This window comes from Sphingomonas sp. M6A6_1c, assembly GCF_053345135.1.
On sequence record NZ_JBKEZO010000002.1, the window covers coordinates 424,990 to 445,723 of the forward strand.

The 20,734-nt window shown below is 69.3% G+C and carries 22 protein-coding genes; 11 read left to right on the forward strand and 11 right to left on the reverse strand.

All coding sequences use genetic code 11. The annotated features are described in order from the left end of the window. The first annotated feature begins 211 nt into the window (after window positions 1-211). Genes mnmG through ACLBWH_RS05090 form a run of 5 tightly spaced genes read left to right on the forward strand, consistent with a single transcriptional unit; the run spans window position 212 to window position 5,088 of the window. Window positions 212-2,047: a tRNA uridine-5-carboxymethylaminomethyl(34) synthesis enzyme MnmG gene (gene mnmG / locus ACLBWH_RS05070; RefSeq protein WP_447797229.1), complete on the forward strand. Its 1,836-nt coding sequence runs from the start codon at window positions 212-214 to the stop codon at window positions 2,045-2,047. Further along, window positions 2,044-2,661 carry a 16S rRNA (guanine(527)-N(7))-methyltransferase RsmG gene (rsmG, locus tag ACLBWH_RS05075; protein WP_447797231.1) on the forward strand — a complete coding sequence of 206 codons (618 nt, stop codon included), beginning with the start codon at window positions 2,044-2,046 and terminating at the stop codon, window positions 2,659-2,661. The genes mnmG and rsmG overlap by 4 nt, the downstream gene beginning before the upstream one ends. Further along, a complete protein-coding gene (locus ACLBWH_RS05080; RefSeq protein WP_322848245.1) occupies window positions 2,658-3,446 on the forward strand; it encodes a ParA family protein in 789 nt (262 codons plus the stop codon). Before rsmG ends, ACLBWH_RS05080 begins: the two co-directional genes overlap by 4 nt. After that, entirely contained in the window at window positions 3,443-4,345 is a 903-nt protein-coding gene (locus tag ACLBWH_RS05085; protein WP_447797234.1) for a ParB/RepB/Spo0J family partition protein, read from the forward strand. The genes ACLBWH_RS05080 and ACLBWH_RS05085 overlap by 4 nt, the downstream gene beginning before the upstream one ends. Next, window positions 4,345-5,088 carry a dienelactone hydrolase family protein gene (locus ACLBWH_RS05090; RefSeq protein WP_447797235.1) on the forward strand — a complete coding sequence of 248 codons (744 nt, stop codon included), beginning with the start codon at window positions 4,345-4,347 and terminating at the stop codon, window positions 5,086-5,088. The genes ACLBWH_RS05085 and ACLBWH_RS05090 overlap by 1 nt, the downstream gene beginning before the upstream one ends. 15 nt (window positions 5,089-5,103) lie before the next feature. Here ACLBWH_RS05090 and holA read toward each other — a convergent pair whose 3' ends face one another. Genes holA through ACLBWH_RS05110 form a run of 4 tightly spaced genes read right to left on the reverse strand, consistent with a single transcriptional unit; the run spans window position 5,104 to window position 9,573 of the window. After that, window positions 5,104-6,123, reverse strand: a complete 1,020-nt coding sequence (gene holA, locus ACLBWH_RS05095; protein ID WP_447797237.1) for a DNA polymerase III subunit delta — start codon at window positions 6,121-6,123, stop codon at window positions 5,104-5,106. Further along, window positions 6,120-6,626: an LPS assembly lipoprotein LptE gene (gene lptE, locus ACLBWH_RS05100; protein ID WP_447797238.1), complete on the reverse strand. Its 507-nt coding sequence runs from the start codon at window positions 6,624-6,626 to the stop codon at window positions 6,120-6,122. The genes holA and lptE overlap by 4 nt, the downstream gene beginning before the upstream one ends. Then, window positions 6,623-9,121 carry a leucine--tRNA ligase gene (gene leuS, locus ACLBWH_RS05105; protein WP_447797240.1) on the reverse strand — a complete coding sequence of 833 codons (2,499 nt, stop codon included), beginning with the start codon at window positions 9,119-9,121 and terminating at the stop codon, window positions 6,623-6,625. Before leuS ends, lptE begins: the two co-directional genes overlap by 4 nt. 8 nt (window positions 9,122-9,129) lie before the next feature. Beyond that, on the reverse strand, window positions 9,130-9,573 hold the full coding sequence (locus tag ACLBWH_RS05110; RefSeq protein WP_322848239.1) for a DUF3576 domain-containing protein: 444 nt from the start codon (window positions 9,571-9,573) through the stop codon (window positions 9,130-9,132). A 283-nt stretch (window positions 9,574-9,856) separates the two neighbouring features. On the opposite strand from ACLBWH_RS05110, the gene ACLBWH_RS05115 reads away from it, so the two are divergent. Continuing rightward, window positions 9,857-10,507 carry a hypothetical protein gene (locus ACLBWH_RS05115; RefSeq protein ID WP_322848238.1) on the forward strand — a complete coding sequence of 217 codons (651 nt, stop codon included), beginning with the start codon at window positions 9,857-9,859 and terminating at the stop codon, window positions 10,505-10,507. A 51-nt stretch (window positions 10,508-10,558) separates the two neighbouring features. Here ACLBWH_RS05115 and ACLBWH_RS05120 read toward each other — a convergent pair whose 3' ends face one another. Further along, window positions 10,559-11,071, reverse strand: coding sequence for a thiamine phosphate synthase (locus tag ACLBWH_RS05120; protein WP_322848237.1), 513 nt, complete (start codon window positions 11,069-11,071; stop codon window positions 10,559-10,561). A 20-nt stretch (window positions 11,072-11,091) separates the two neighbouring features. Here ACLBWH_RS05120 and ACLBWH_RS05125 point away from each other — a divergent pair, with 20 nt between their 5' ends. Further along, window positions 11,092-11,763, forward strand: coding sequence for a YggS family pyridoxal phosphate-dependent enzyme (locus ACLBWH_RS05125; RefSeq protein WP_447797242.1), 672 nt, complete (start codon window positions 11,092-11,094; stop codon window positions 11,761-11,763). Further along, a complete protein-coding gene (locus tag ACLBWH_RS05130; protein WP_447797244.1) occupies window positions 11,760-12,431 on the forward strand; it encodes an HAD family hydrolase in 672 nt (223 codons plus the stop codon). The genes ACLBWH_RS05125 and ACLBWH_RS05130 overlap by 4 nt, the downstream gene beginning before the upstream one ends. A gap of 240 nt (window positions 12,432-12,671) precedes the next feature. Here ACLBWH_RS05130 and ACLBWH_RS05135 read toward each other — a convergent pair whose 3' ends face one another. After that, window positions 12,672-13,268 carry an ankyrin repeat domain-containing protein gene (locus ACLBWH_RS05135; protein WP_322848234.1) on the reverse strand — a complete coding sequence of 199 codons (597 nt, stop codon included), beginning with the start codon at window positions 13,266-13,268 and terminating at the stop codon, window positions 12,672-12,674. Window positions 13,269-13,331: 63 nt separating this feature from the next. Between ACLBWH_RS05135 and ACLBWH_RS05140 the strand changes: the two genes are divergently transcribed. From ACLBWH_RS05140 to ACLBWH_RS05150, 3 genes are read left to right on the forward strand one after another with little or no spacing between them, the layout of a single operon-like run. Then, complete coding sequence (locus ACLBWH_RS05140) at window positions 13,332-13,913, forward strand: SCO family protein (protein WP_447797247.1); 582 nt, start codon at window positions 13,332-13,334, stop codon at window positions 13,911-13,913. Then, window positions 13,910-14,338, forward strand: a complete 429-nt coding sequence (locus tag ACLBWH_RS05145; RefSeq protein WP_322848232.1) for a YcgN family cysteine cluster protein — start codon at window positions 13,910-13,912, stop codon at window positions 14,336-14,338. Before ACLBWH_RS05140 ends, ACLBWH_RS05145 begins: the two co-directional genes overlap by 4 nt. Beyond that, entirely contained in the window at window positions 14,335-15,009 is a 675-nt protein-coding gene (locus ACLBWH_RS05150; protein WP_322848231.1) for a M48 family metallopeptidase, read from the forward strand. Before ACLBWH_RS05145 ends, ACLBWH_RS05150 begins: the two co-directional genes overlap by 4 nt. On the opposite strand, the gene ACLBWH_RS05155 is transcribed toward ACLBWH_RS05150, so the two are convergent. The 5 genes from ACLBWH_RS05155 to ACLBWH_RS05175 form a co-directional block, all read right to left on the reverse strand. Further along, window positions 14,985-17,135 (reverse strand): PBP1A family penicillin-binding protein, encoded by a 2,151-nt coding sequence (locus ACLBWH_RS05155; protein WP_447797249.1) that lies wholly within the window; start codon window positions 17,133-17,135, stop codon window positions 14,985-14,987. The genes ACLBWH_RS05150 and ACLBWH_RS05155 overlap by 25 nt on opposite strands. A 263-nt stretch (window positions 17,136-17,398) precedes the next feature. Further along, window positions 17,399-17,800: a peptide-methionine (R)-S-oxide reductase MsrB gene (gene msrB / locus ACLBWH_RS05160; protein ID WP_447797250.1), complete on the reverse strand. Its 402-nt coding sequence runs from the start codon at window positions 17,798-17,800 to the stop codon at window positions 17,399-17,401. Between the two features lie 38 nt (window positions 17,801-17,838). Further along, complete coding sequence (locus ACLBWH_RS05165; RefSeq protein ID WP_447797252.1) at window positions 17,839-18,921, reverse strand: NAD(P)/FAD-dependent oxidoreductase; 1,083 nt, start codon at window positions 18,919-18,921, stop codon at window positions 17,839-17,841. Continuing rightward, window positions 18,900-19,589, reverse strand: coding sequence for a methyltransferase domain-containing protein (locus ACLBWH_RS05170; RefSeq protein WP_447797254.1), 690 nt, complete (start codon window positions 19,587-19,589; stop codon window positions 18,900-18,902). The genes ACLBWH_RS05165 and ACLBWH_RS05170 overlap by 22 nt, the downstream gene beginning before the upstream one ends. Next, entirely contained in the window at window positions 19,586-20,656 is a 1,071-nt protein-coding gene (locus tag ACLBWH_RS05175) for a type III polyketide synthase (protein WP_447797491.1), read from the reverse strand. Before ACLBWH_RS05175 ends, ACLBWH_RS05170 begins: the two co-directional genes overlap by 4 nt. Between the last annotated feature and the right edge of the window lie 78 nt (window positions 20,657-20,734).

Below are 20,734 nucleotides of genomic sequence, written 5' to 3' on the forward strand. Positions count from 1 at the left end.
GCCGCAGGAGTGATAGTGCCGACCTTCAACGAAGTGACTCTCCATCCTTATGGAGCGTTATAATTCGAAGGCTCCGTTGACGGCATGATACCGTCGGACGTTTGAAAAAACCGCGGCAATGTTCCACGTGAAACATTACCCGCCAGCCCAACAGCTGTGTTCCACGTGGAACACTTTTGACCTCGCGCCTCCGCTCGCATAGGCGGATCGCATGTATGACGTGATCGTCGTTGGCGGTGGACACGCCGGAACCGAAGCCGCTGCTGCCGCTGCGCGGCGGGGTGCGCGGACCCTTCTCCTCAGTCACGACCGGCGCCTGATCGGCGCGATGTCGTGCAATCCCGCCATCGGCGGGCTCGGCAAAGGCCATATCGTTCGCGAAGTCGATGCCTTTGATGGGCTCATCGGCCGCGCTGCCGATGCCGCAGCGATCCATTATCGGATGCTCAATCGCAGTAAGGGAGCGGCCGTACAGGGTCCGCGGGTGCAGGCCGATCGGCGGCGCTATGCCGCGGCGATCCAGCACATGCTCGCGGCGCTGCCGACGCTGACGATCGCGGAGGGCGATGTCGAGGCGCTTAGCCTGAACGGCACGCGGGTCGACGGCGTGGTGCTGGCGGACGACAGCCGCGTCGCCGGCCGCACGGTCGTGCTCGCGACGGGGACGTTCCTCGGCGGGCGCATGTTCCGTGGCGACGAGCGTCACGAAGGCGGACGGATCGGCGAGCGGCCGGCACGCAAGCTCGCCGAGCAATTGCGCGCGCTGGCGCTGCCGCTCAGCCGGCTGAAGACCGGGACGCCACCGCGGCTCGACGGGCGGACGATCGATTGGGGGCGGCTCGAGGAGCAACGATCGGACGTCGAACCGTGGACGATGTCGCCGATGACCGAGCATCGGTTGCTCCCGCAGATCGCCTGCGCGGTGACGCGGACGAATGCGGCGACGCACGACCTGATCCGCGGCGGGCTCGATCGCTCGCCGCTGTTCGGCGGCGCGATCGAGGGGCAGGGCCCGCGTTATTGTCCGTCGATCGAGGACAAGGTGCATCGCTTCGGCGACCGCGACGGTCATCAGGTGTTCCTCGAACCCGAGGGGCTGGATGACGCCATTGTCTACCCGAACGGCCTGTCGACCTCGCTGCCGACGGACGTGCAGGACGCGATGATCCGCAGTATCGCCGGCCTGGAGCGCGCGCGGATCACGATGCCGGGCTATGCGGTGGAATATGATTATCTCGATCCGCGCGCGCTCGACGCGACGCTGGCGCTGGCGGCGATCCCCGGCGTCTATTGCGCGGGGCAGCTCAACGGGACGACTGGCTATGAGGAGGCGGCGGGGCAGGGGCTCGTTGCGGGGCTCAACGCAGCGGCCGCTGCCTGCGATCTGGCGCCCTGCGTGCTCGATCGCGCGTCGAGCTATACCGGCGTGATGATCGACGATCTCGTGCTGCAGGGCGTCACCGAACCCTATCGGATGCTCACTGCGCGCGCGGAATATCGTTTGTCGCTGCGCGCCGATAATGCCGAGACGCGGTTGGGGCCGGTTGCGGAGGCGCTGGGGTGCCTGGGTGACGAGCGGCTGGCGCACCAGCGGCGGCGTGCGGATGCGCGGGTGGCGGTGCGGGCGGCGCTGACGCAGACGGTCACCGCGGCGGGGATTGCGGCGGCCGGTGTGCACGTCGCGCAGGATGGCAGCCGCCGCAGCCTGTACGAATGGCTGCGCATGGCGGAGCTCGATCTCGATCGGGTCGCCCCTGAGGTACGGCGGATGGCACCCGCGGCGATCGTCGATGAGGTGATCGAGGATGCGCGCTACGCGCCGTATATCGAACGCCAGGCGGAGGAGGTCGCGCGGATGCGCCGCGAAGAGGCGGTGCCTTTGGCGGCGGAGCTGGATTATGCGGCGATCCCCGGATTGTCGAACGAGATGATCGATCGGCTCGGTAAGGCGCGACCGGCGTCGCTCGGGGCGGCGGCGCGGGTGCGCGGCGTGACGCCGGCGGCGCTGTCGGCGATCTATCTCTATGCACAACGGCGGGCGGCATGACGGAGGACGAGGCACGGGAGTGGTTTGTCGAGCGGTTTGGCGAGGACAAGACGGCGCAGGTCGGTGCGTTTCTCGAACTTGTCCGGCAGGAGAATGAACACCAGAATTTGATCTCGCCTGCGAGCGTCGCGGCGATCTGGGCCAGGCACGCCGTCGACTCCGCACAGCTATTGTTCCACGTGAAACAATCCGGCGGGAGCTGGCTCGACATCGGGACGGGTGGTGGTTTCCCCGGAATGATCGTGGCGATCCTCCGTGCCGATCCGGTCACGATGGTCGAACCACGCAAGAAGCGGGCGGCGTTCCTTGAGGCGTGCGTCGAGCAACTCGGGCTGCGTCACGCCAACGTGGTGACGGCGAAAGTCGAGGCGATCGACGGGCGGTTCGCGACAATCTCGGCGCGTGCGGTCGCCTCGGTCGAAAAGCTTTTGCAAGCGGCGGAGCATTGCGCCACACCGGCAACACGCTGGATCCTCCCCCGCGGACGGATCGAGGCCGAAGAATTGGCCCGCCTACAGCGTGACCGGACCAGAGTGTTTCACGTGGAACATAGTTTGACCGATCCTCAATCCTCGATCCTGATCGTGGATCGCAACCAAGGACGCGCGCGATGACCTGTATTGCGGTGGCCAACCAGAAGGGCGGCGTGGGCAAGACCACCAGTGCGATCAACCTCGCCACCGCTTTGTCGGCGACGGGCAAGACCGTGCTGCTGATCGACCTAGACCCCCAGGGTAATGCCTCGACCGGCCTCGGCATCAGCCAGGCGCAACGCGGCCGGTCGAGCTATCATGTGCTGATCGGCGAGGCCGAGATCGGCGAGACGGTGATCACCACCAAGGTGCCGCGGCTCGATCTGGTGCCGGCGACGCAGGATCTGTCGGGAGCGGAAATCGAACTGGTCGAGTTCGAGCACCGCACGCATCGTCTCGATCGCGCGCTCGCGCAGACCAAGGATCGCTGGGACATCGTGCTGATCGACTGCCCGCCGTCGCTGGGATTGCTGACGATCAACGCGATGGTCGCCGCGGACAAATTGCTGGTGCCGCTGCAATGCGAATTCTTCGCGCTGGAGGGGCTGTCGCAATTGCTGACCACGGTGGAGCGTATCCGCGAGCGGTTCAATCCGGGCCTCGCGATCCTCGGCGTCGCGCTGACGATGTACGATCGCCGCAACCGGCTGACCGAGCAGGTGTCGGCCGACGTGCGTGCGGTATTGGGGCAGGTGGTGTTCGATACGGTGATCCCGCGCAACGTCCGCCTGTCCGAGGCGCCGAGCCATGGTCTGCCGGCGCTGATCTACGATTATCGCTGTTCGGGGTCGCAGGCCTATATCGATCTCGCGCGCGAGCTGATCGCGCGTCTGCCGCAGACGCCGGCGACTGCGGCGGCGGCATGAGCGATGCGGCGAAGCGCAGCCGGCCCGCGGGGCTCGGCCGCGGGCTGAGCGCGCTGCTCGGCGAGATGGCGAGCGAGGCACCGGTCAGCCCCGGTACGGAGGGTAAGGTGCCCTCCGGCGTGCGGATGCTGCCGGTCAGCGCGCTGACCCCGCATCCCGGCCAGCCGCGACGGCATTTCGACGATGCGCTGCTCGACGAGCTGGCGGCGTCGATCGCGTCGCGCGGGTTGATCCAGCCGATCGTCGTGCGGCCGCATGGCCATGACTATCAGATCGTCGCGGGGGAGCGGCGTTGGCGGGCGGCGCAGCGTGCCCGGCTGCACGAGGTGCCCGTCGTCGTCCGCGACTTCGACGATGCGCAGACGCTCGAAATCGCGCTGATCGAGAATATCCAGCGCCAGGACCTCAATGCGATCGAAGAGGCGCAGGCCTATCAACGGTTGGCGGGCGAATATGGCCACACGCAGGAGGCGCTCGCCAAGATCGTCCACAAGTCGCGCAGCCACGTCGCCAATCTGTTGCGGCTGCTGGAACTGCCCGAGGCGGTGCAGGATCGGGTGACCGACGGCTCGCTGTCGATGGGCCATGCGCGTGCCTTGCTGGGATCGCGCGACGTCGAGATGCTCGCCGAACAGGTGGTGGCGCGTGGCCTGTCGGTGCGCGAGACCGAGAAGCTCGCCAAGGGCGCCAAGCCGGAGCGGGCAGGGGGCAATCGCGAACGTTCGCAGGCGCCCGCGCCGGATGCGGATATCGCGGCGCTGGAGCGGCAATTGTCCGACCTGCTCGGCCTGCACGTCCGCGTCGCGCATAGCGAGAAGGGCGGGACGATTACGCTGACCTATTCGACGCTCGATCAGCTCGACATGGTCTGTCAGCGGCTGACCGGGGATTCGATCTGATGATCCTGCGCAGCGACGAATATGACGATCTGCCGACCGCGGCGGGCGGGACGATGCGGGTGCATTGGTTCCGGCCCGCGGGGGAGGGGCGGTTTCCAGGGCTGGTGCTCTATTCGGAAATCTACCAGGTCACCGATCCCATCCGGCGGCTGGCGGCGTTCTTCGCGGGCCATGGCTATGTCGTTGCGGTGCCAGAGGTCTATCACGATTATGAGGCGCCGGGGACGGTGCTGCGCTACGATGCCGAGGGGACGGCGCGGGGCAACGACCTGAAGTTCACCAAGCCGGTGGCGGGGTTCGACGCCGATGCGACGTTGGTGCTGGATGCGCTTGCCGGGCATGCCGCCTGTTCGGGGCGGCTGGGGACGGTCGGCGTGTGTCTCGGCGGGCATCTCGCCTATCGCGCGGCGCTCGATCCGCGGGTGAGCGCAGCGGCGTTATTCTATCCGACCGATATCCATTCGGGGACGCTGGGCGAGGGGCGGTCGGACGACAGCCTCGCGCGGATGGCGGATTTGCGCGCCGAGACGCTGTTCGTGTTCGGGCGGCAGGACCCGCATGTGCCGTTCGCCGGGCGCGAGACGATCCGGGCGCGGCTGGAGGCGGTCGGCGCGCGCTATGAATGGCATGAGGTCGACGGACAGCATGCCTTCCTGCGCGACGAGGGGCCGCGCTACGATCCGGCGTTGTTCGTCGCGGCCACGGGCTGGGCGCTGGCGTTGTTCGGGCGCGTGCTGCGGTAGGATGTATCGCGCGCACTAACCGCGGCGTTCGACGCCCCGCGTCAGTTCGGTCAGCGCATGGTCGGCCAGCACGCTGCCGGCGTTACCGCTCGCCATGATCGCGCGTTCGGTGTGGCGGACTCGGGTAAGGGCGGTACTGAGCATCGCCGGGGTCCAGCGGCGCAGCGCCTGGCCGGTGGCGGCTTCCTCCTTGAAGAAGATGCGGTGGCGTTTGAAGACGGTGTCCTGCGTTGCGCCGGCGTCGATCTCCGCCTTCATCTCGGCGAGCGTCATCAGCCGGCGGGCGAGCAGGCGCAGCCAGGGGATGGGGGAGGTGCCGGCCTCGCTGAGGCGGCCGAGTTCGGCACCGAGCGCCGCGGTGTGGCCGGTGACGACCGCCTCGACCACCTGCGTCATCTCCGCCTCGCCGAGGTCGGCACCGATCGCGTCGAGTGCGGCGTCGTCGAGGTCGTGCGGGCGATCGGGGGCGGCATCGAGGAACAGCGCGAGTTTCTCGATCTCGCGCGCCAGCACCGCGCGATCGCCGCCGCAGGTCGCCGCGAGCCGCGCCGCGGCGGTGTTGGTCGGGCGCAGGCCCTGGTCGCGCGCCATCGCTGCCGCCAGCCGCTCGAGATCGGCCGCGCTTGGCTCATAGGCGGCGAAGGCCATCGCACGGCGGGAATCGATCGCCAGCTTGACGATCTTGGCGGTCGACTTGACCGTGGGGGCAAGCGCAACCACCGGGTTGCCCGCATGATTCGCCGCGAGCAGCGCGGTGAAGGCGTCGAGGCATTCTTCGCCGGCCGGCGAAACGCGGATATGCCGAGCGCCACCGAACAGCGACATCGACGCGGCTTCGTCGGACAGACGCGCCGGATCGGAGCGCAGCGTCGCCCCGTCGAGATCGACGCGCTCCGCCTCCGGTCCCATCGCCTTGGCGAGCAATGCGGCGAGTTCGGCGGTCGCCGAGCCGTCCGGCCCATGCAGCAGATACAGGCGGATATCGGGCGAAGGGCGTTCGAGCGCGGACCTTATGTCGCGCGCGTTGGCTTTCATCGCGCCGGGCGGCTGCGCGCGTAGACGGCGACGCGCGCGACGATCTGGTCGGCGACGATGCCGGCGAGCCGTTCGAGCGCGGTATTCTCCGCGGCGATCGTCGCATATTCGGACTGGACGACGTCGATGCCCGCATCCGAACCGGCGGTGTCGTCGAGCAGCACGCTGCCGTCGGCGAGGTTCACGAGCTGGAAGCGCGCGCGCAACGTACGGCGTTCGCGGGTGACGCTGTCGTCGCGGCGAACGCCGAAGCCGGCGATCTTGTCGTCGAGCCGTACGTCGAGCCGATATTGCGGCGTGCCACCGGCGGCGAGCCGGTCGCGCAGCGCATTGCTCATCAGCCAGCCCGATTTGCCGTCGATCGGCGTTACTTCGATATGCGCGAGCGTACCGGCGACCGCGCCGCCCGACCCGCCGCTGTACAGCGGGCGCAGGCCGCAGCCCGAGACGAGCAGCGCCAGCGGTGCGAGCAGCAGGATGGTTCTGATCGGAGCCTTGGTCATGCGACGATGTTCACGAGGCGTCCGGGCACGACGATCACCTTCTTGGGGGGCTTGCCGTCGAGCAGGCGGGCGATCTTGTCGGCGGCGAGCGCCGCCGCCTCGATCTCCTCGCGCGCCATGTCCTTGGGCAGGGTCAGCGTGTCGCGCAGCTTGCCGTTGACCTGCACCGCGATCGTCACCTCGTCCTCGACGAGGAGCTTGGGGTCGACCTCGGGCCAGGCGGCGTCGGCGATCAGCCCGTCGAAGCCCCTGGCGGCCCACGCCTCCTCGGCGACATGGGGGACCATCGGCGCGACGAGCAGCATCAGCGTATAGATTGCGTTGTTGCGCGACGGGCTCGGCTCCGCCCGCTCGATCGCGGTGCACAGTTCGTACAGCTTGGCGACCGCCTTGTTGAAGGCGAGCGCCTCGATATCCTGTTCGATGCCTAGGATGGTCTGGTGCAGCTTGCGGTCGAGCGCGACATTGCCACCCTCGCCGGGAGCGGCGTCATCGCCGTCGAACAGCCGCCACAATCGCTGGATGAAGCGCCACGCGCCCTCGATCCCCGATTCGCTCCACGGCAGGTCGCGTTCGGGCGGCGAATCGGAGAGCATGAACCAGCGCGTCGCATCGGCACCATAGCGATCGACGATCGGCTCGGGATCGACGGTGTTCTTCTTCGACTTCGACATCTTCTCGACGCGGCCGACGGTGACCGGCTGGCCGGTGGCGACCTCCAGCCCGTCGCGGACGTCATCGGGAGAGAGCCAGCGGTTGTCCGCCGATTTGTACGTCTCGTGCGTCACCATGCCTTGGGTGAACAGGCCGGTGAACGGCTCGGCGATATCGAGCTGCCCCATATGCTTGAGCGCGCGCGTCCAGAAGCGCGCGTAGAGCAGGTGGAGGATCGCATGCTCGACCCCGCCGATATACTGGCCGACCGGCAGCCAGCTTTCGGCGACCGCGCGATCGAACGGCCGGTCCTTGGGCTGGCTGGCGAAGCGGATGAAATACCACGACGAATCGGCGAAGGTGTCGAGCGTGTCGGTCTCGCGCACCGCCGGCTTGCCGCATGCCGGGCAATCGACGTGCTTCCACGTCTGGTGCCGGTCGAGCGGGTTGCCGGGAACGGCGAAGGACACGTCCTCGGGCAGCACGACGGGAAGCTGGTCCTTGGGCACCGGCTGTACGCCGCACGTCCCGCAATGGATGATCGGGATCGGCGTGCCCCAATATCGCTGGCGGCTGACGCCCCAGTCGCGCAGGCGATAGACGGTCGAGCCCTTGCCCCAGCCGCCCGCTTCGGCGCGGCGGATGACCTCGCGCTTGGCGTCCTCGATGTCCATGCCGTCGAGAAAGTGCGAATTCACCAAGGCGCCGGGGCCGGTATAGGCTTCGTCGCCGGTGAAGACGGGATCGGTCTGGTCGCCGTCGGAGACGACGCGCTGGACGGGAATGTCGTATTTGCGCGCGAAGTCGAGGTCGCGCTGGTCGTGCGCGGGGACACCCATCACCGCGCCGGTGCCGTAATCCATCAGCACGAAATTGGCGATGTAGATCGGCAACCGGCGGGTTGCGTCGAACGGATGCGCGGCGGTGAGGCCGGTGTCGAAGCCGAGCTTCTCCTGCGTCTCCAGCTCGGCGGCGGTGGTGCCGCCCTGCTTGCAGCGCTCGATGAATGCCGCGACCTCGGGCCGTTCGGCGATGCCCTGCGCGATCGGGTGATCCGCGGCGACCGCGACGAAGCTCGCGCCGAAGATCGTGTCGGGGCGGGTGGAGAAGACCTCGACCGTGCCGCCGTCCGAGACCGCGAAGCCGAACGTCAGCCCCTGGCTCTTGCCGATCCAGTTTTCCTGCATCAGCTTGACCTTGTCGGGCCAATGGTCGAGCTTGCCGAGGCCTTCGATCAGCTCGTCGGCGAAGTCGGTGATCTTGAGGAACCACTGGCTGAGCTTGCGCTTCTCGACCAGCGCGCCCGAGCGCCAGCCGCGCCCGTCGATCACCTGTTCGTTGGCGAGCACGGTCATGTCGACCGGGTCCCAATTGACCGCCGATTCCTTGCGATAGACCAGCCCGGCGGCGAACATGTCGAGGAACAGCGCCTGTTCATGGCCGTAATAATCGGGCTCGCAGGTGGCGAGTTCGCGGCTCCAGTCGAGCGCGAAGCCGAGCCGTTTCAGCTGCGCCTTCATCGTCGCGATATTCTCGCGCGTCCAATTGCCGGGATGGACCTGCTTTTCCATCGCCGCATTCTCGGCGGGCATGCCGAACGCGTCCCAGCCCATCGGGTGGAGCACTTCATAGCCGCGCATGCGGCGGAAGCGCGCGAGCACGTCGCCCATCGTGTAATTGCGGACGTGACCCATGTGGATGCGCCCCGACGGATAGGGGAACATCTCGAGCACGTAGCTCTGCGGCTTGCCGCTATCGTCGCGGGCGGCAAAGGTCTGGCGGTCGTCCCAGACCTTCTGCCAGGTCGAGTCCGCTTGCAGCGCGTTGAAACGCGTAACCATGGTCTGGATTAGCCCGCGATGGACGCGCGGCGCAGATCGCGGGCCCGGGTGAGGATGACGTCTTCCAGCTTCTGCGTGGTCGCCGCGGCGACGGGGGCGGAGACCCACTGGCCGCTGCGGTTGACCTCCCGCAGCGCCGCGACGCGGACCGCGTCGGCGCGCAGATCCTGATCGAGGATCGAGACGGTGACCTTCATCCGCTCGGTCGGCACCTGCGGGTTGACGTACCAGTCGGTGACGATGACGCCGCCGTTGGAATCGGTCTGCACCAGCGGCATGAACGACAGAGTGTCGAGGCTCGCGCGCCACAGATAGGCGTTGACGCCGATCGTCGTCACCTTCGACGCGGCGAGGTCGGTCTTGGCGACGGCGTTGCCACCGCGGCCGCCGCAAGCGGCGAGCGGCAGCGCAATGGCGGCGACCATGAGGGCGGTGCGCAACGAGCGGATCATGGGCGTAACTGTCCTGCGATAAAAAGGGCGCTTTTCGCTCTATAGATGCAGGGGGGGAGCCGCAAGCGACGCGTCATGGCGCGATGGGGCCGCAATATGTGGGACTAATGCAACAGTCGGGGGAAATGATGCATCGGGCGGTCAAGGTTCCATATTGGTGTGGGCCTGAATCGTGTTAGGCGCGTTGCAGCGGGAGTCGAGGGGACTGCTAGTGTTTGCCAAGCGTGCCATAGGGCGTGCAGTGACTGGAATGATGACGGCGACGCTGTGCGTTACCGCTATCATGGTCGCGCCTGCCTTCGGCGCCAGCGAACGCGCCGTCCCCGCCAAGCGTGCGGTCGCGTCGCGCTTCGCCGGGTCGTTCACCCCGGCCGCCGCCGATCCGCGGCTCGCCGCGGCGATCGCGCGCGGTGGCCTCGACGAGGCCGATTTCCGGTTCACGCCCGCCGAGGCGCAGCAGGACAAGCGCGCGGTGACCGTCGCGGTCCGCGCCCGCTCGACCCGTACCGCCTTCGCCGATGCCGGCCGCAGCAGCGCGGTGACCGCGCCGACCGTGGGTATCCAGCCGATCGCCTATAACCTCGGCGTGTCGGTGGGCTGGAAGCGGTTCGCCGTCTCCGGCGCGGTCAACCGCATCGATCTGGGGCCGATCCCGGGCAGCCGCGAATCGACCGACGTCGCGGTCAGCTATCGCGCGGGTCGTGCGAGCAGCCGTCTGGTCGCGGTCGCCGACCGGCCGCTGGAGAACACGCCCAAGCTGACGCAGGAACTGCCGAGCTATTCGGTCGACGTCAGCAGCTCCTATTCGCTGACGCGCAACCTCGATGTGACCGCGGGCATGCGCTATCGCTCGGATCGCGAGCGGCTGGCGCGGCTCGACGACGACCGGCGCGACAGCCAGTCGGTCTACGTCGGGACGGCGTTCCGCTTCTGACCTGATGCATGATCGGACCGGGCTGGTCCGATCATGATCCGCGCGGGACGATCAGCGGGCCGTCAGCCCGTCGATCGCCGCCCAGCCGTCGAATCCGTACCGCCGCAACCTGAGCCAGCGTGCCGCGGTCATTCCGCCCAATGCGATCCGCCGGCCGCCCTGCGCCAGAGCCACGGCCCGTCGCAGGCCGAGTGGCGCCGCCCCGGGATGCGACCGCGTCGCATGGACCGGCGAGACGAACAGCCACGTCGCCCCCGCCCGCTTCGCCGCGACCGCCTGCCGCCGATCATGGACCGGGTAGGTCGCCGCCCGCGCTCCGCCATGCGCCGGCGCGCCGGGTAGCGCGCCGCCCGCGGTGATCCGCAACCTGCGCGCCTGCGCCAGCCGCCGCACCTTGAGGAACAGCCGGTGCCGCTCGCCCCGCGACAGACCGTAATGCCGGAACACCACGCCCGCACCGGGTGGCAGGGCGCGCAGCGTCGCGAACAATGCCTCGTCGATCCGCGGATCGGTCATCAGCCAGGCGTGGCGGCGCGGATCGATATTGCGGTTCAGATTGGCCACCACGCCGCTATAGGGCGCGCATGACCGCCGCTACCAGCCCGCTCGACCACGTCACCGCCGGCATCGCGCACGCCGCCCGCCTCGCGGGCCGCGAACCCGCCGACGTCACGCTCATCGCCGTCTCCAAGACGCACGACGCCGAGACGATCCGGCCGCTGCTCGACGCGGGCCAGCGCGTGTTCGGTGAGAACCGGGTGCAGGAGGCCGCCGCCAAATGGCCGGCGCTGCGCGACGCCTATCCCGGCGTCGCGCTCCACCTGATCGGGCAGCTCCAGTCGAACAAGGCGGAGGAGGCGGTGGCGCTGTTCGATGCGATCCATGCGGTCGACCGGCCGTCGCTGGTCGACGCGCTCGGCAAGGCGATGGCGAAGACCGGGCGGCGGCCCGATTGCTTCCTGCAGGTCAATATCGGTGCCGAGGAGCAGAAGGGCGGCTGTGCGATCGCCGATCTGCCGGCGCTGCTCGATCGCGCGCGCGCCGCGGCGCTGCCGGTGGTCGGGTTGATGTGCATCCCGCCCGCCGAGGTCGAGCCAGCGCCTTATTTCGCGTTGCTCGCCAAGCTGGCGCGCGAGGCGGGGCTGGCGGGGCTCAGCATGGGCATGTCGTCGGATTACGAGACGGCGGTGACGCTCGGCGCGACGCACGTGCGGGTGGGCAGCGCCTTGTTCGGCGTACGGGGAGACAAGGCATGAACTGCAAAGGCCTGTTGTTCGACTTCGACGGGGTGCTGATCGAGAGCGAATATGCCGGGAACCGGCAGATCGCCGAATGGCTGAGCGCCGCGGGGCATCCCACGACGCCGGAACAGTCGATGGCCAATTTCATGGGACTGGCCGGCGCCGACTTCCGTGCCGCGGTCGAGGGTTGGATCGGCGGGCCGCTGCCCGAAAGCTTCACCGCCGCGCGCCAGGCGGAGGACGCGCGCGCGATGGCCGAGGGGATCGACGCGGTTGCCGGTGCCGTGGCGTTCGTCCGGTCGCTGCCCGCGGATCTGCCACGCGCGGTGGTGTCGTCCAGCCCGACCGCGTGGATCCGCCGTCATCTCGATCATATCGGCCTGTCGGATGCGTTCGGCGACCATATCTACAGCGGCCGCGAGCATGTCGCGAAGGGCAAGCCGGCGCCCGATCTCTATTGGTATGGCGCCAAGGCGATCGGCGTCGACATCGCCGATTGCGCGATCCTGGAGGATTCGCCGGTCGGCGCGACCGGTGCGGTGGCGTCGGGCGGCTATGTCATCGGCCTGTGCGCGGGGACGCATTGCGGCGTCGGCCATGACGCGCGGCTGCGCGCGCTCGGCGTCGATGCGGTGGCGTCCGACTTCGGCGAGGTGGCGCGGTTGCTGGGGCTGCAAGGCTGAGGGCGGTGAGCCCCATCGTGCTTCGACAGGCTCAGCACGAACGGTGATGTCCCAGGCGGGATCGACATTCGATATCCCCGCCGTTCCCCGACCACTCTCCCGTCACCCCGGGCTTGACCCGGGGTCCCGCTTATTCCCGATCGGCATCCGCAAAGGACGTAGCGGGGACCCCGGATCAAGTCCGGGGTGACGGATCGAAGGGGGCGAGGTCGCCATTCGGTGGATGGGTCTTCCGACCGATCAGAATTTCGGCCCCGCAACCTGCGCGCGCGTCTTCTTGGGGGTGTCCTTGAACAGCGCGATCATCGTCGGATTGCGCGAATCGCGCAGCGCATAGGCGCGCGCCGACAGGCCGGCGAGATTGTCGGTCTGGTCGGGATCGGCGCCCTTGGCGAGCAGCTTGCGCGCGATCGGCTCGTTGCGCGCGTTGACCGCGAGGATCAGCGGCGTCTGGCCCGATCCGTTGGCGAGGTTGATGTTGGCGTTGTAGGTGAGCAGCAGGTCGATCAGATCCTCGCGCCCGGCCAGCGCCGCCAGCATCAGCGGCGTATTGCCCTTGCCGTCGCGGATGTTGGGGTCCGCCTTATGCTGCAGCAGATATTGCATGTAGAGGCTGCCGGAATGGCCGACGAGGATGTGCAGCGCGCCCTTGCCGGTGGTCACCGCCTTGGTGTTGATGATCGTGCTGCCGGGCGTCTCGATCATCGTCGTGACCTCCTTGCCGTCCTCCTTCTCGATCGCGGAGAGGAATTTGTAGCTCTCCGACTGCTGCTGCGCCGCGGCCGGCATGGCGAGCGTGGAGAGCGCGAGCGCGAGGAGAAGGCGCGGACGGTTCATGGCGGGGTCCCTGACGAGGAAAGCTTGCAGCCCTGCCGGTAACAGATCAGAGCTGGCGAGGTCATGAACATTCTGCGTCTCGCCCCGCTCGCCGCCGTTGCGCTGGTCGCCTGTCACGCCGCGCCGCAGGAGGCGCCGCCGCTCGCCGGTGCCCGGATCGGCGGTCCGTTCACGCTGGTGAACCAGGACGGGCGGACCGTCAGCGATCGCGATTTCGCGGGCAAATACCGCATCATGTATTTCGGCTACACCTTCTGCCCCGACGTCTGCCCGACCGACGCGGCGGCGATCGGCAAGGCGGTGGCGGAACTCGACGGCAGCGACGCCGATCTCGCCCGCCGTATCGTGCCGATCTTCGTCACCGTCGATCCCGAGCGCGACACGCCCAAGGTGCTCAAGAGCTTCACCGCCGCCTTCCACCCGCGCATGGTCGGGCTGACCGGCACGCCGGCTGAGATCGCCGCGGTATCGAAGGCTTATGGCGTCTATGCCGGCAAGGGCGCGATGCAGCCGGGCGGCGGCTATCTGGTGAACCATAGCCGCACCACCTATCTGATGGACCCGGACGGCAAGCCGCTTGCGCTGCTGCCGACCGAGCAGGGGCCGCATGCCGTGGCCGCCGAGATCAAGCGCTGGGCGAAATGAACAAATTCTGGGAGCTGCCGATCGAGCAGCTCGACCGCGGCCAATGGGAAGCCTTGTGCGACGGCTGCGGCAAATGCTGCATCCACAAGCTGGAAGACGAGGAGACGGGCGAGATCGTTCCGACCAACGTCGCCTGCCGGCTGCTCGACCGGCGCAGCGGCTTCTGTTCGGACTATAAGCATCGCCACGCCTACGTCCCCGAATGCGTGCGGCTGACCGCGGGCAACGTCCGCGGCATCGACTGGCTGCCGTCGACCTGCGCCTATCGGCTGCGCGCGGCGGGCGAGCCGCTGCGCGACTGGCATTATCTCATCAGCGGGAATCGCGAATCGGTGCATGCCGCCGGCATTTCGGTGCGCGGCTGGACGGTGAGCGAGGACGATGTCGGCGATATGGAGAACCATATCGTCGAACGCGAATTGTGAGCGAGCCGTTCGAGGTCGTGCGGCACCCGACCGCGCGGCGTATCCGCCTGTCGCTCGATCCGGCGAGCGGCAGGGCGCGGCTGGTGGTGCCCAAGCGTGCGGCGTTGAAGCCGGCGCTCGCCTGGGCGCAGGGCAAGGCCGAATGGATCGCCGAGCAGCGCGCCCGCCTGCCGCAGCCGCGCCCGTTCGCCCCCGGTATGGCGCTCACCGTCGCCGACCGGGCGCTGACGATCGTCTGGCAACCGGGCAGCCGTCGCCGCGTCGAGGTGGACGGCGACATCCTGTCGCTCTCGGGGCCGCTCGATACGCTGCCGCGACGGGTGGAGACATGGCTGAAGCGGCAGGCGCTCGACCTGCTCACCCGCGAGACCGCCGATTATGCCGCCAAGGCCGGCGTCACCGTCGCACGCGTCGCGATCGGCGATGCGCGGGGCCGCTGGGGCAGTTGCGCGCACGATGGCGCGATCCGCTATAGCTGGCGGCTGATCCTCGCCCCCGGCTGGGTACGCCGCGCGACGGTGGCGCACGAGGTCGCGCATCGCGTCCATATGAACCACGCGCCGGTGTTCCACGCGTTGGTCGCGCGCCTGTACGGCGAGGACCCGACCCCGGCGCGGGCGTGGCTGCGCGACCACGGCGCCGCGCTTCACTGGGTCGGTCGGTCGTCCTGAAGCGGGCGGGGCGGCTGGCGGTTCGCCGGGGCCCCATCGCGGCGATCGTCGCGTAGCGGCTGGCGCGCCGGCGCGGCGGGGTCGCGCCGGTCGTCGCGGGGCTGCGGCGCATCGCGGCCGGTGACGCGGTCGATGAGATCGTCGAGCTGCTGCGGCGCGCTGTCCTGCGGGCGGATGCTCTGCTCGTCCTGCTGCTGCTCGTCGCGCGGCGCCTGCGCGGTCGGGTTGCCGTCCTCGTCGACCATCGCCGCCCCGTTATCGGGCGGGCCGTAATAGGTCTCCTCGTCGGGTTCGAGCTGCCATTCGGGCAAAGTCACCTGCGTCTCGAACTGCTCGATCGGCCGGTTGGCGGTGGCCGGCTTCATGAAGGCGGCGAAGGCGCGTGCCGGTGCGGTGCCGCCGTGCAGGCCGGCGATCGGCCGCGCATCGTCGCGGCCCATCCACACGCCGGTGGTGAGTCCGCTGGAAAAGCCGAGGAACCAGCCGTCCTTCGACGAACTGGTCGTGCCGGTCTTGCCCGCGACCGGACGGCCGATCTGCGCGGCGCGGCCGGTGCCGGTGTTGACCGCGGTCTGCAACAGGTCGGTCATCTCCGCCGCGACATAGGGCGCGACCAGCACGTGGCTGCGGTCGACCTCGTGCGTGTAGATCGTCTGGCCGTTGGCGGTGACGCGGGTGATGCCATAAGGCGTCACCGCGACGCCCTTGGCGGCGACGCTGGCGAAGGCGCGGGTCATGTCGATCAGCCGCACGTCGGAGGTGCCGAGCACCATCGAAGGGTGGGTGTTGATCGGCGTGGTGATGCCGAAGCGCCGCGCCATGTCGGCGACGGTGGTGAAGCCGACCTCCTGACCCAGTTTCGCCGCGACGGTGTTGAGCGAGAAAGCGAAGGCGGTGCGCAGCGTCACCGGCCCGGAATTGTGGCGCGAATCGTTGCGCGGGCTCCAGCCGTTGATCGTCACCGGCTCGTCGACGATCGTGTCCTCGGGCTTGTGGCCGGCCTCCAGCGCGGCGAGATAGACGAACAGTTTGAACGCCGAGCCCGGCTGGCGCTGCGCCTGCGTCGCGCGATTGTAGATCGACGAGACGTAATCCTTGCCGCCGACCATCGCCTTGACCGCGCCGTCGCGATCGAGGCTGACCAACGCGCCCTGCGCACCGTCGGGGGCGTTGGCGCGGACCGCGGCATCGGCGTCGCGTTGCATGCCCAGGTCCAACGTCGTCCACACGTCAAGCGGTGCCTGCGTCTCGTCGATCAGCGTGTCGAGCTGCGGCAGCGCCCAATCGGTGAAATAGCGCGCGCTGTTCTGCCTGGGTTCGGGGGCGAGGCGCAGCGCCTGCGGATCGGCCTCGTTCGCCTGCTCGCGGGTGATCGAGCCGTGGCGGACCATCGCGTCGAGTACGACGCCGGCGCGGCCGACCGCGGCCTGCGCGTCGGCGGTCGGCGAATAATTGGACGGCGCCTTGACCAGCCCGGCGATCACCGCCGCCTCGGCGAGGTTGAGCGTGTTGGCGCCATGACCGAAGAATTTGCGCGACGCGGCGTCGATGCCATAGGCGCCGCCGCCGTAATAGACCTTGTTGAGGTACAGCTCGAGCACCTGGTCCTTGCTGAACTTGCGTTCGAGCGCGAGCGCCAGGATCCATTCGCGGAACTTGCGGCCGAACTTCTTCTGATTGTTGAGGAAGACGTTGCGCGCGAGCTGCTGCGTGATGGTCGATCCGCCCTGGATCCAGCGGCCACGTTCGTAGCGGATCAGGACCGATCGCGCGATGCCGAGCGGATCGACGCCGGGATGGCTGTAGAAGCGGCGATCCTCGACCGCGACGGTCGCCTCGCGCATCACCCGCGGGATGCTGTCGTAGGACAGCCATTCGCCGTAGCTCGGCCCCATCGAGACGATAACGCTGCCGTCGGCGGCATGGACCCGGATCATCTGGCCGTTGGGGGAGGATTTCAATTCCTCGAAACTCGGCAATTGCGCGCGCGCGACATAGACCGCGATCGCCAGCGCCCCGAACGCCAGCACGACGAGCGCCACCGCGATCTGGGCGGACAGGACAAGCCGCCGGCGCCATGGCGAGCGGCGGGCAGGAGCGGAGCGGGGGGTGCGCGCACGGGCCATGAAGATTTGCGCGATTACCGGATGACCGCGGTGCCGACAAGCGGGCGAGGCGATGTTTCGCGCCGGTAACGGCGCGCGGGGAGGGACGTGGTGGGAGCCGAGCGCGGCAATCCTCCCCCGTAAGGGCGAGGGGGACCGTTTGGCGTACGCCGAATGGTGGAGGGGGAGGACAGGGCGGAAGCCTTGTTAGAAAGCTCCCATCCCGTCCTCCCCCTCCGTCAGCACTTCGTGCTGCCACCTCCCCCTGGCGGGGAGGACGTGGGTTACGCCGCCTTGCGGGCGCGGAATTCCAGGGCGATGGAGTTCATGCAATAGCGCAGCCCCATCGGCGGCGGGCCGTCGGGGAAGACGTGGCCGAGGTGGCTGTCGCAGCGGGCGCAGCGCGTTTCCGTGCGGGTCATGCCGTGGCTGGTGTCGCTATGGTCGGCGACGCGATCGGGCGTGATCGGCTGGATGAAGCTCGGCCAGCCCGAGCCGCTGTCGTACTTGTCCGCGCTGTCGAACAAATCGAGGTGGCAGGCGGCGCATTGGTACAGCCCGTCCGCCTTGTTGTCGGTGAGCGCACCCGCATAGGCGCGCTCGGTGCCTGCTTCGCGCAGGACGTGATATTGCGCCGGGCTCAGACGCTTGCGCCATTCGGCTTCCGAAAGATTCAGGTGATCCATAGGGTCAATCTCGTGACGGAGGGGGTCAGCGTCAACCATCATGGGGTCATTCTGGTCGCATGCGCCACGACCTGTATCAGTCCCGGCGGCAACCAGCGCAGCGCGCCGCCCGACCAGCGGCTTTCGGCGAGGCGGCGGACGAACCCGGCGACCGCCATCGGCCGCGCCAGCCGCGCCGCGAAATCGCGTTGCCAGGCGATCGCGGCCTGCGGTCCGCCGCTTAGATAGGCCTCGGCCGCGGCGACGCCGCTGGCGAGCGCGATGCCCATGCCTTCGCCGGCGAGGCTGGGGATGACGCCGGCCTGGTCGCCGAGCCGGAACAGCCCGGCGCTGCCGCCCTGCTGCCGCCAGCCATAAGGGACGTTGGCGATCGCATCGATCGGCGCGCCGGGGGCGAGTCGCGCCAGCCGCTCGCCGAGCCGCGGCAGCTCGCGGCCGAGCTCGTCGAGCAGATCGGCGGGGCTGCCCGCCGCCTGGAGGCGCGAGCGGTGCACCGCCATGCAGACATTCGCGCTGCCATCCTCCTGCAAGGCGATGCCGGCATAGCCGCGATCGAACAGATGCAGCTCGATCCGGCCGGCGAGCGCGCGCGACAGTTCGGGATCGGCGGCGAGGTGGACGCGGATGCCCAGCGTCGGGTCGCGCCCGCGCGCCGCGGCGGGCCGCGCCAGCCCGCGCACGTCATGCTTGCCGCTGGCGAGGAACAGCGCTTCGGCGGCGATGTCTGGGCCGTCGGCGAGCTGCGCGGTGAGCCCGTCGATGCTGCGCACGGTGACGCCGGTCTCGATCTGCGCGCCGCCCGCAATGGCGGCGTCGCGCAAGACGGTGTCGAGCCGCCGCCGCGACACACCGATCGCCGGACGCGGCAGCGCCGCCTCGCGAACGGACCCGCCGGCGAAGATCGTCACGCGGGTCAGCCGGTCGCGGTTGAGCATATCGGGGTCGACGCCGAGCGCGGCGATCCGGTCGATCGTCCGCCAGCTGACGAAGCCGCCGCACAGGGCATCCGCCGCCGGCTGCCGCTCGACCAGCAGCGCGCGGGTGCCGCCTCGGGCGAGGCGAATCGCCGCCGCCGCGCCCGCCGGCCCGCCGCCGACGATCAGCGCAGCCGTTCGACGCATAACCGGAAGGGGAAGGCGCGGAACACGCGCGCGTCGGCGATACCCGCCGCGGCGAGCAGCGGCGGCCATTCGTCCGGCCGATACGACCGCGCGATCGACAGCCGGCCGTCGTGACGGACGATGGGATGCCAGCGGGCGAGCGTCGCGAGCAGCGGGAAGCCGGCATGCGCGAAGCCATGGCGGTGCAGGTCGTTGACCAGCCAGCCGCGCGCCGCTTCGGCCTCCATGAAGCGCAGGAAGGCGACGAGCTGCGCCTGCGTCATGTGATGCGCGACGAGGCTGGAGATCACCACGTCCCAGCCTTCGCCGGCGCAATCGGCGTAATCGCCGGTCCGCCAAGCGATCGGCAGCCCGGCGGGGGTGTGGGCGCGCGCCGCCGCCTCGCTGCGCGGGTTGAGATCGACGCCGACCAGCTCGGCGGCGATGCCGCGCTTGCCCGCCCAGCGCGCGATGCGACGCAGCATGTCGCCATCGCCGAAGCCGACGTCGAGCAGCCGCAGCGTCCCGGCGCCGGCGAGCGCGCGATCGAGGAAGGCGAGCGTCGGCCGTGCCGCCAGCGTCACCGTGTTGACCCGAGCGAGATCGGCGACGACCGCGGCATAGGTCGCGGCGGGCAGGTCGTCCGCGTCCATCAGCTCCTCGCCCTGCGCGCGGGTGGCGAGGCTCATGGCACCGCCCGCAGCGCCAGCCCCTCGGCGGCGAGGCCCGGCCCGAAGGCGAGCGCGACGCCCTCGCCCTGCGCCGGCGGTGCGGCGAGCAGCCGGGCGAGCACGAACATCAGCGTCGCCGACGACATATTGCCATAATCGGCGAGCACGCCGCGCGACGGCGCCAGCGCAGCCGGGGGAAGGGCCAGCGCGGCCTGCACCGCGTCGAGGATCGAGCGGCCGCCGGCGTGGACCGCCCAGAACAGATCGGCGGGCACCGCGCCGCCGGTCACCGTCGCGACGAAGTCGGCATCGCCGAGCGCGTCGCCGATCCGCCCCGGCACCGCGCCGTCGAGGTGCATCGCGAAGCCGGTATCGGTGATCGTCCAGCGGATCAGTTCGGCGCTGTCGCCCAGCGTCGCGGCGAAGGGTTGGCCGAGTTCGATCCCGGTCGGCTCGGCGCTGACGATCCCGGCGGCGCCGCCATCGCCGAACTGGAGCATCGCCAGCAGCGGCTCGATCGCGGTCTCGTCCTGCAGGTGGAGCGACGACAGCTCGACCGTCACCACCAGCACGCGCGCATCCGGTTCGGAGCGGACGATATGACGCGCGGCGCGCAGCGCGACGATCGCCGCATAACAACCCATGAAGCCGATCAGCAGCCGCTCGACCGACGGCGCCAGGCCGAGCCGGCGGGCGATGATCTGGTCGATCCCCGGCGCGACGAAGCCGGTGCAGCTCGCCACGACGAGATGGGTGATGCCGGCGGGCGCGACCGCCGCGTCGCCGGTCAGCGCGGCGATCGCGGCGAGCGCCAGCGCCGGTGCCTCCGCGGCATAGAGCGCCATGCGCGCCGCGGTGCCGGGCGTCGCGTCGCCGTAGAACCCGCCGACGTCGACCGCGCTGCCGCCGTTCTCACCGGGCAGCACCGACCAGCGGTGTGCGATCCCGGCGCGCGAGGCCATCCGGGCGAACAGCGGTCGTGCGCGCGGCTCGACCCGCGCGCCGGCCCAGTCGATGAAGGCGTGGTGGACGTCATGGGGCGGGACGGCGGTGCCGACGGCATTCAGATAAGCAGCCACCGAAATCCTTTACACCCGCGTCCGACGATCGGGACAGCAGCAACGCACGATCGGTCGACAAGGATGCAGCACGGCGGATGGCGC

Coding starts and splice junctions, on each gene's coding strand:
- mnmG (WP_447797229.1), top strand. CDS start 212: ATGTATGACGTGATCGTCGTTGGCGGTGGACACGCCGGAACCGAAGCC.
- rsmG (WP_447797231.1), top strand. CDS start 2,044: ATGACGGAGGACGAGGCACGGGAGTGGTTTGTCGAGCGGTTTGGCGAG.
- ACLBWH_RS05080 (WP_322848245.1), top strand. CDS start 2,658: ATGACCTGTATTGCGGTGGCCAACCAGAAGGGCGGCGTGGGCAAGACC.
- ACLBWH_RS05085 (WP_447797234.1), top strand. CDS start 3,443: ATGAGCGATGCGGCGAAGCGCAGCCGGCCCGCGGGGCTCGGCCGCGGG.
- ACLBWH_RS05090 (WP_447797235.1), top strand. CDS start 4,345: ATGATCCTGCGCAGCGACGAATATGACGATCTGCCGACCGCGGCGGGC.
- holA (WP_447797237.1), bottom strand. CDS start 6,123: ATGAAAGCCAACGCGCGCGACATAAGGTCCGCGCTCGAACGCCCTTCG.
- lptE (WP_447797238.1), bottom strand. CDS start 6,626: ATGACCAAGGCTCCGATCAGAACCATCCTGCTGCTCGCACCGCTGGCG.
- leuS (WP_447797240.1), bottom strand. CDS start 9,121: ATGGTTACGCGTTTCAACGCGCTGCAAGCGGACTCGACCTGGCAGAAG.
- ACLBWH_RS05110 (WP_322848239.1), bottom strand. CDS start 9,573: ATGATCCGCTCGTTGCGCACCGCCCTCATGGTCGCCGCCATTGCGCTG.
- ACLBWH_RS05115 (WP_322848238.1), top strand. CDS start 9,857: ATGGTCGCGCCTGCCTTCGGCGCCAGCGAACGCGCCGTCCCCGCCAAG.
- ACLBWH_RS05125 (WP_447797242.1), top strand. CDS start 11,092: ATGACCGCCGCTACCAGCCCGCTCGACCACGTCACCGCCGGCATCGCG.
- ACLBWH_RS05130 (WP_447797244.1), top strand. CDS start 11,760: ATGAACTGCAAAGGCCTGTTGTTCGACTTCGACGGGGTGCTGATCGAG.
- ACLBWH_RS05135 (WP_322848234.1), bottom strand. CDS start 13,268: ATGAACCGTCCGCGCCTTCTCCTCGCGCTCGCGCTCTCCACGCTCGCC.
- ACLBWH_RS05140 (WP_447797247.1), top strand. CDS start 13,332: ATGAACATTCTGCGTCTCGCCCCGCTCGCCGCCGTTGCGCTGGTCGCC.
- ACLBWH_RS05145 (WP_322848232.1), top strand. CDS start 13,910: ATGAACAAATTCTGGGAGCTGCCGATCGAGCAGCTCGACCGCGGCCAA.
- ACLBWH_RS05155 (WP_447797249.1), bottom strand. CDS start 17,135: ATGGCCCGTGCGCGCACCCCCCGCTCCGCTCCTGCCCGCCGCTCGCCA.
- msrB (WP_447797250.1), bottom strand. CDS start 17,800: ATGGATCACCTGAATCTTTCGGAAGCCGAATGGCGCAAGCGTCTGAGC.
- ACLBWH_RS05165 (WP_447797252.1), bottom strand. CDS start 18,921: ATGCGTCGAACGGCTGCGCTGATCGTCGGCGGCGGGCCGGCGGGCGCG.
- ACLBWH_RS05170 (WP_447797254.1), bottom strand. CDS start 19,589: ATGAGCCTCGCCACCCGCGCGCAGGGCGAGGAGCTGATGGACGCGGAC.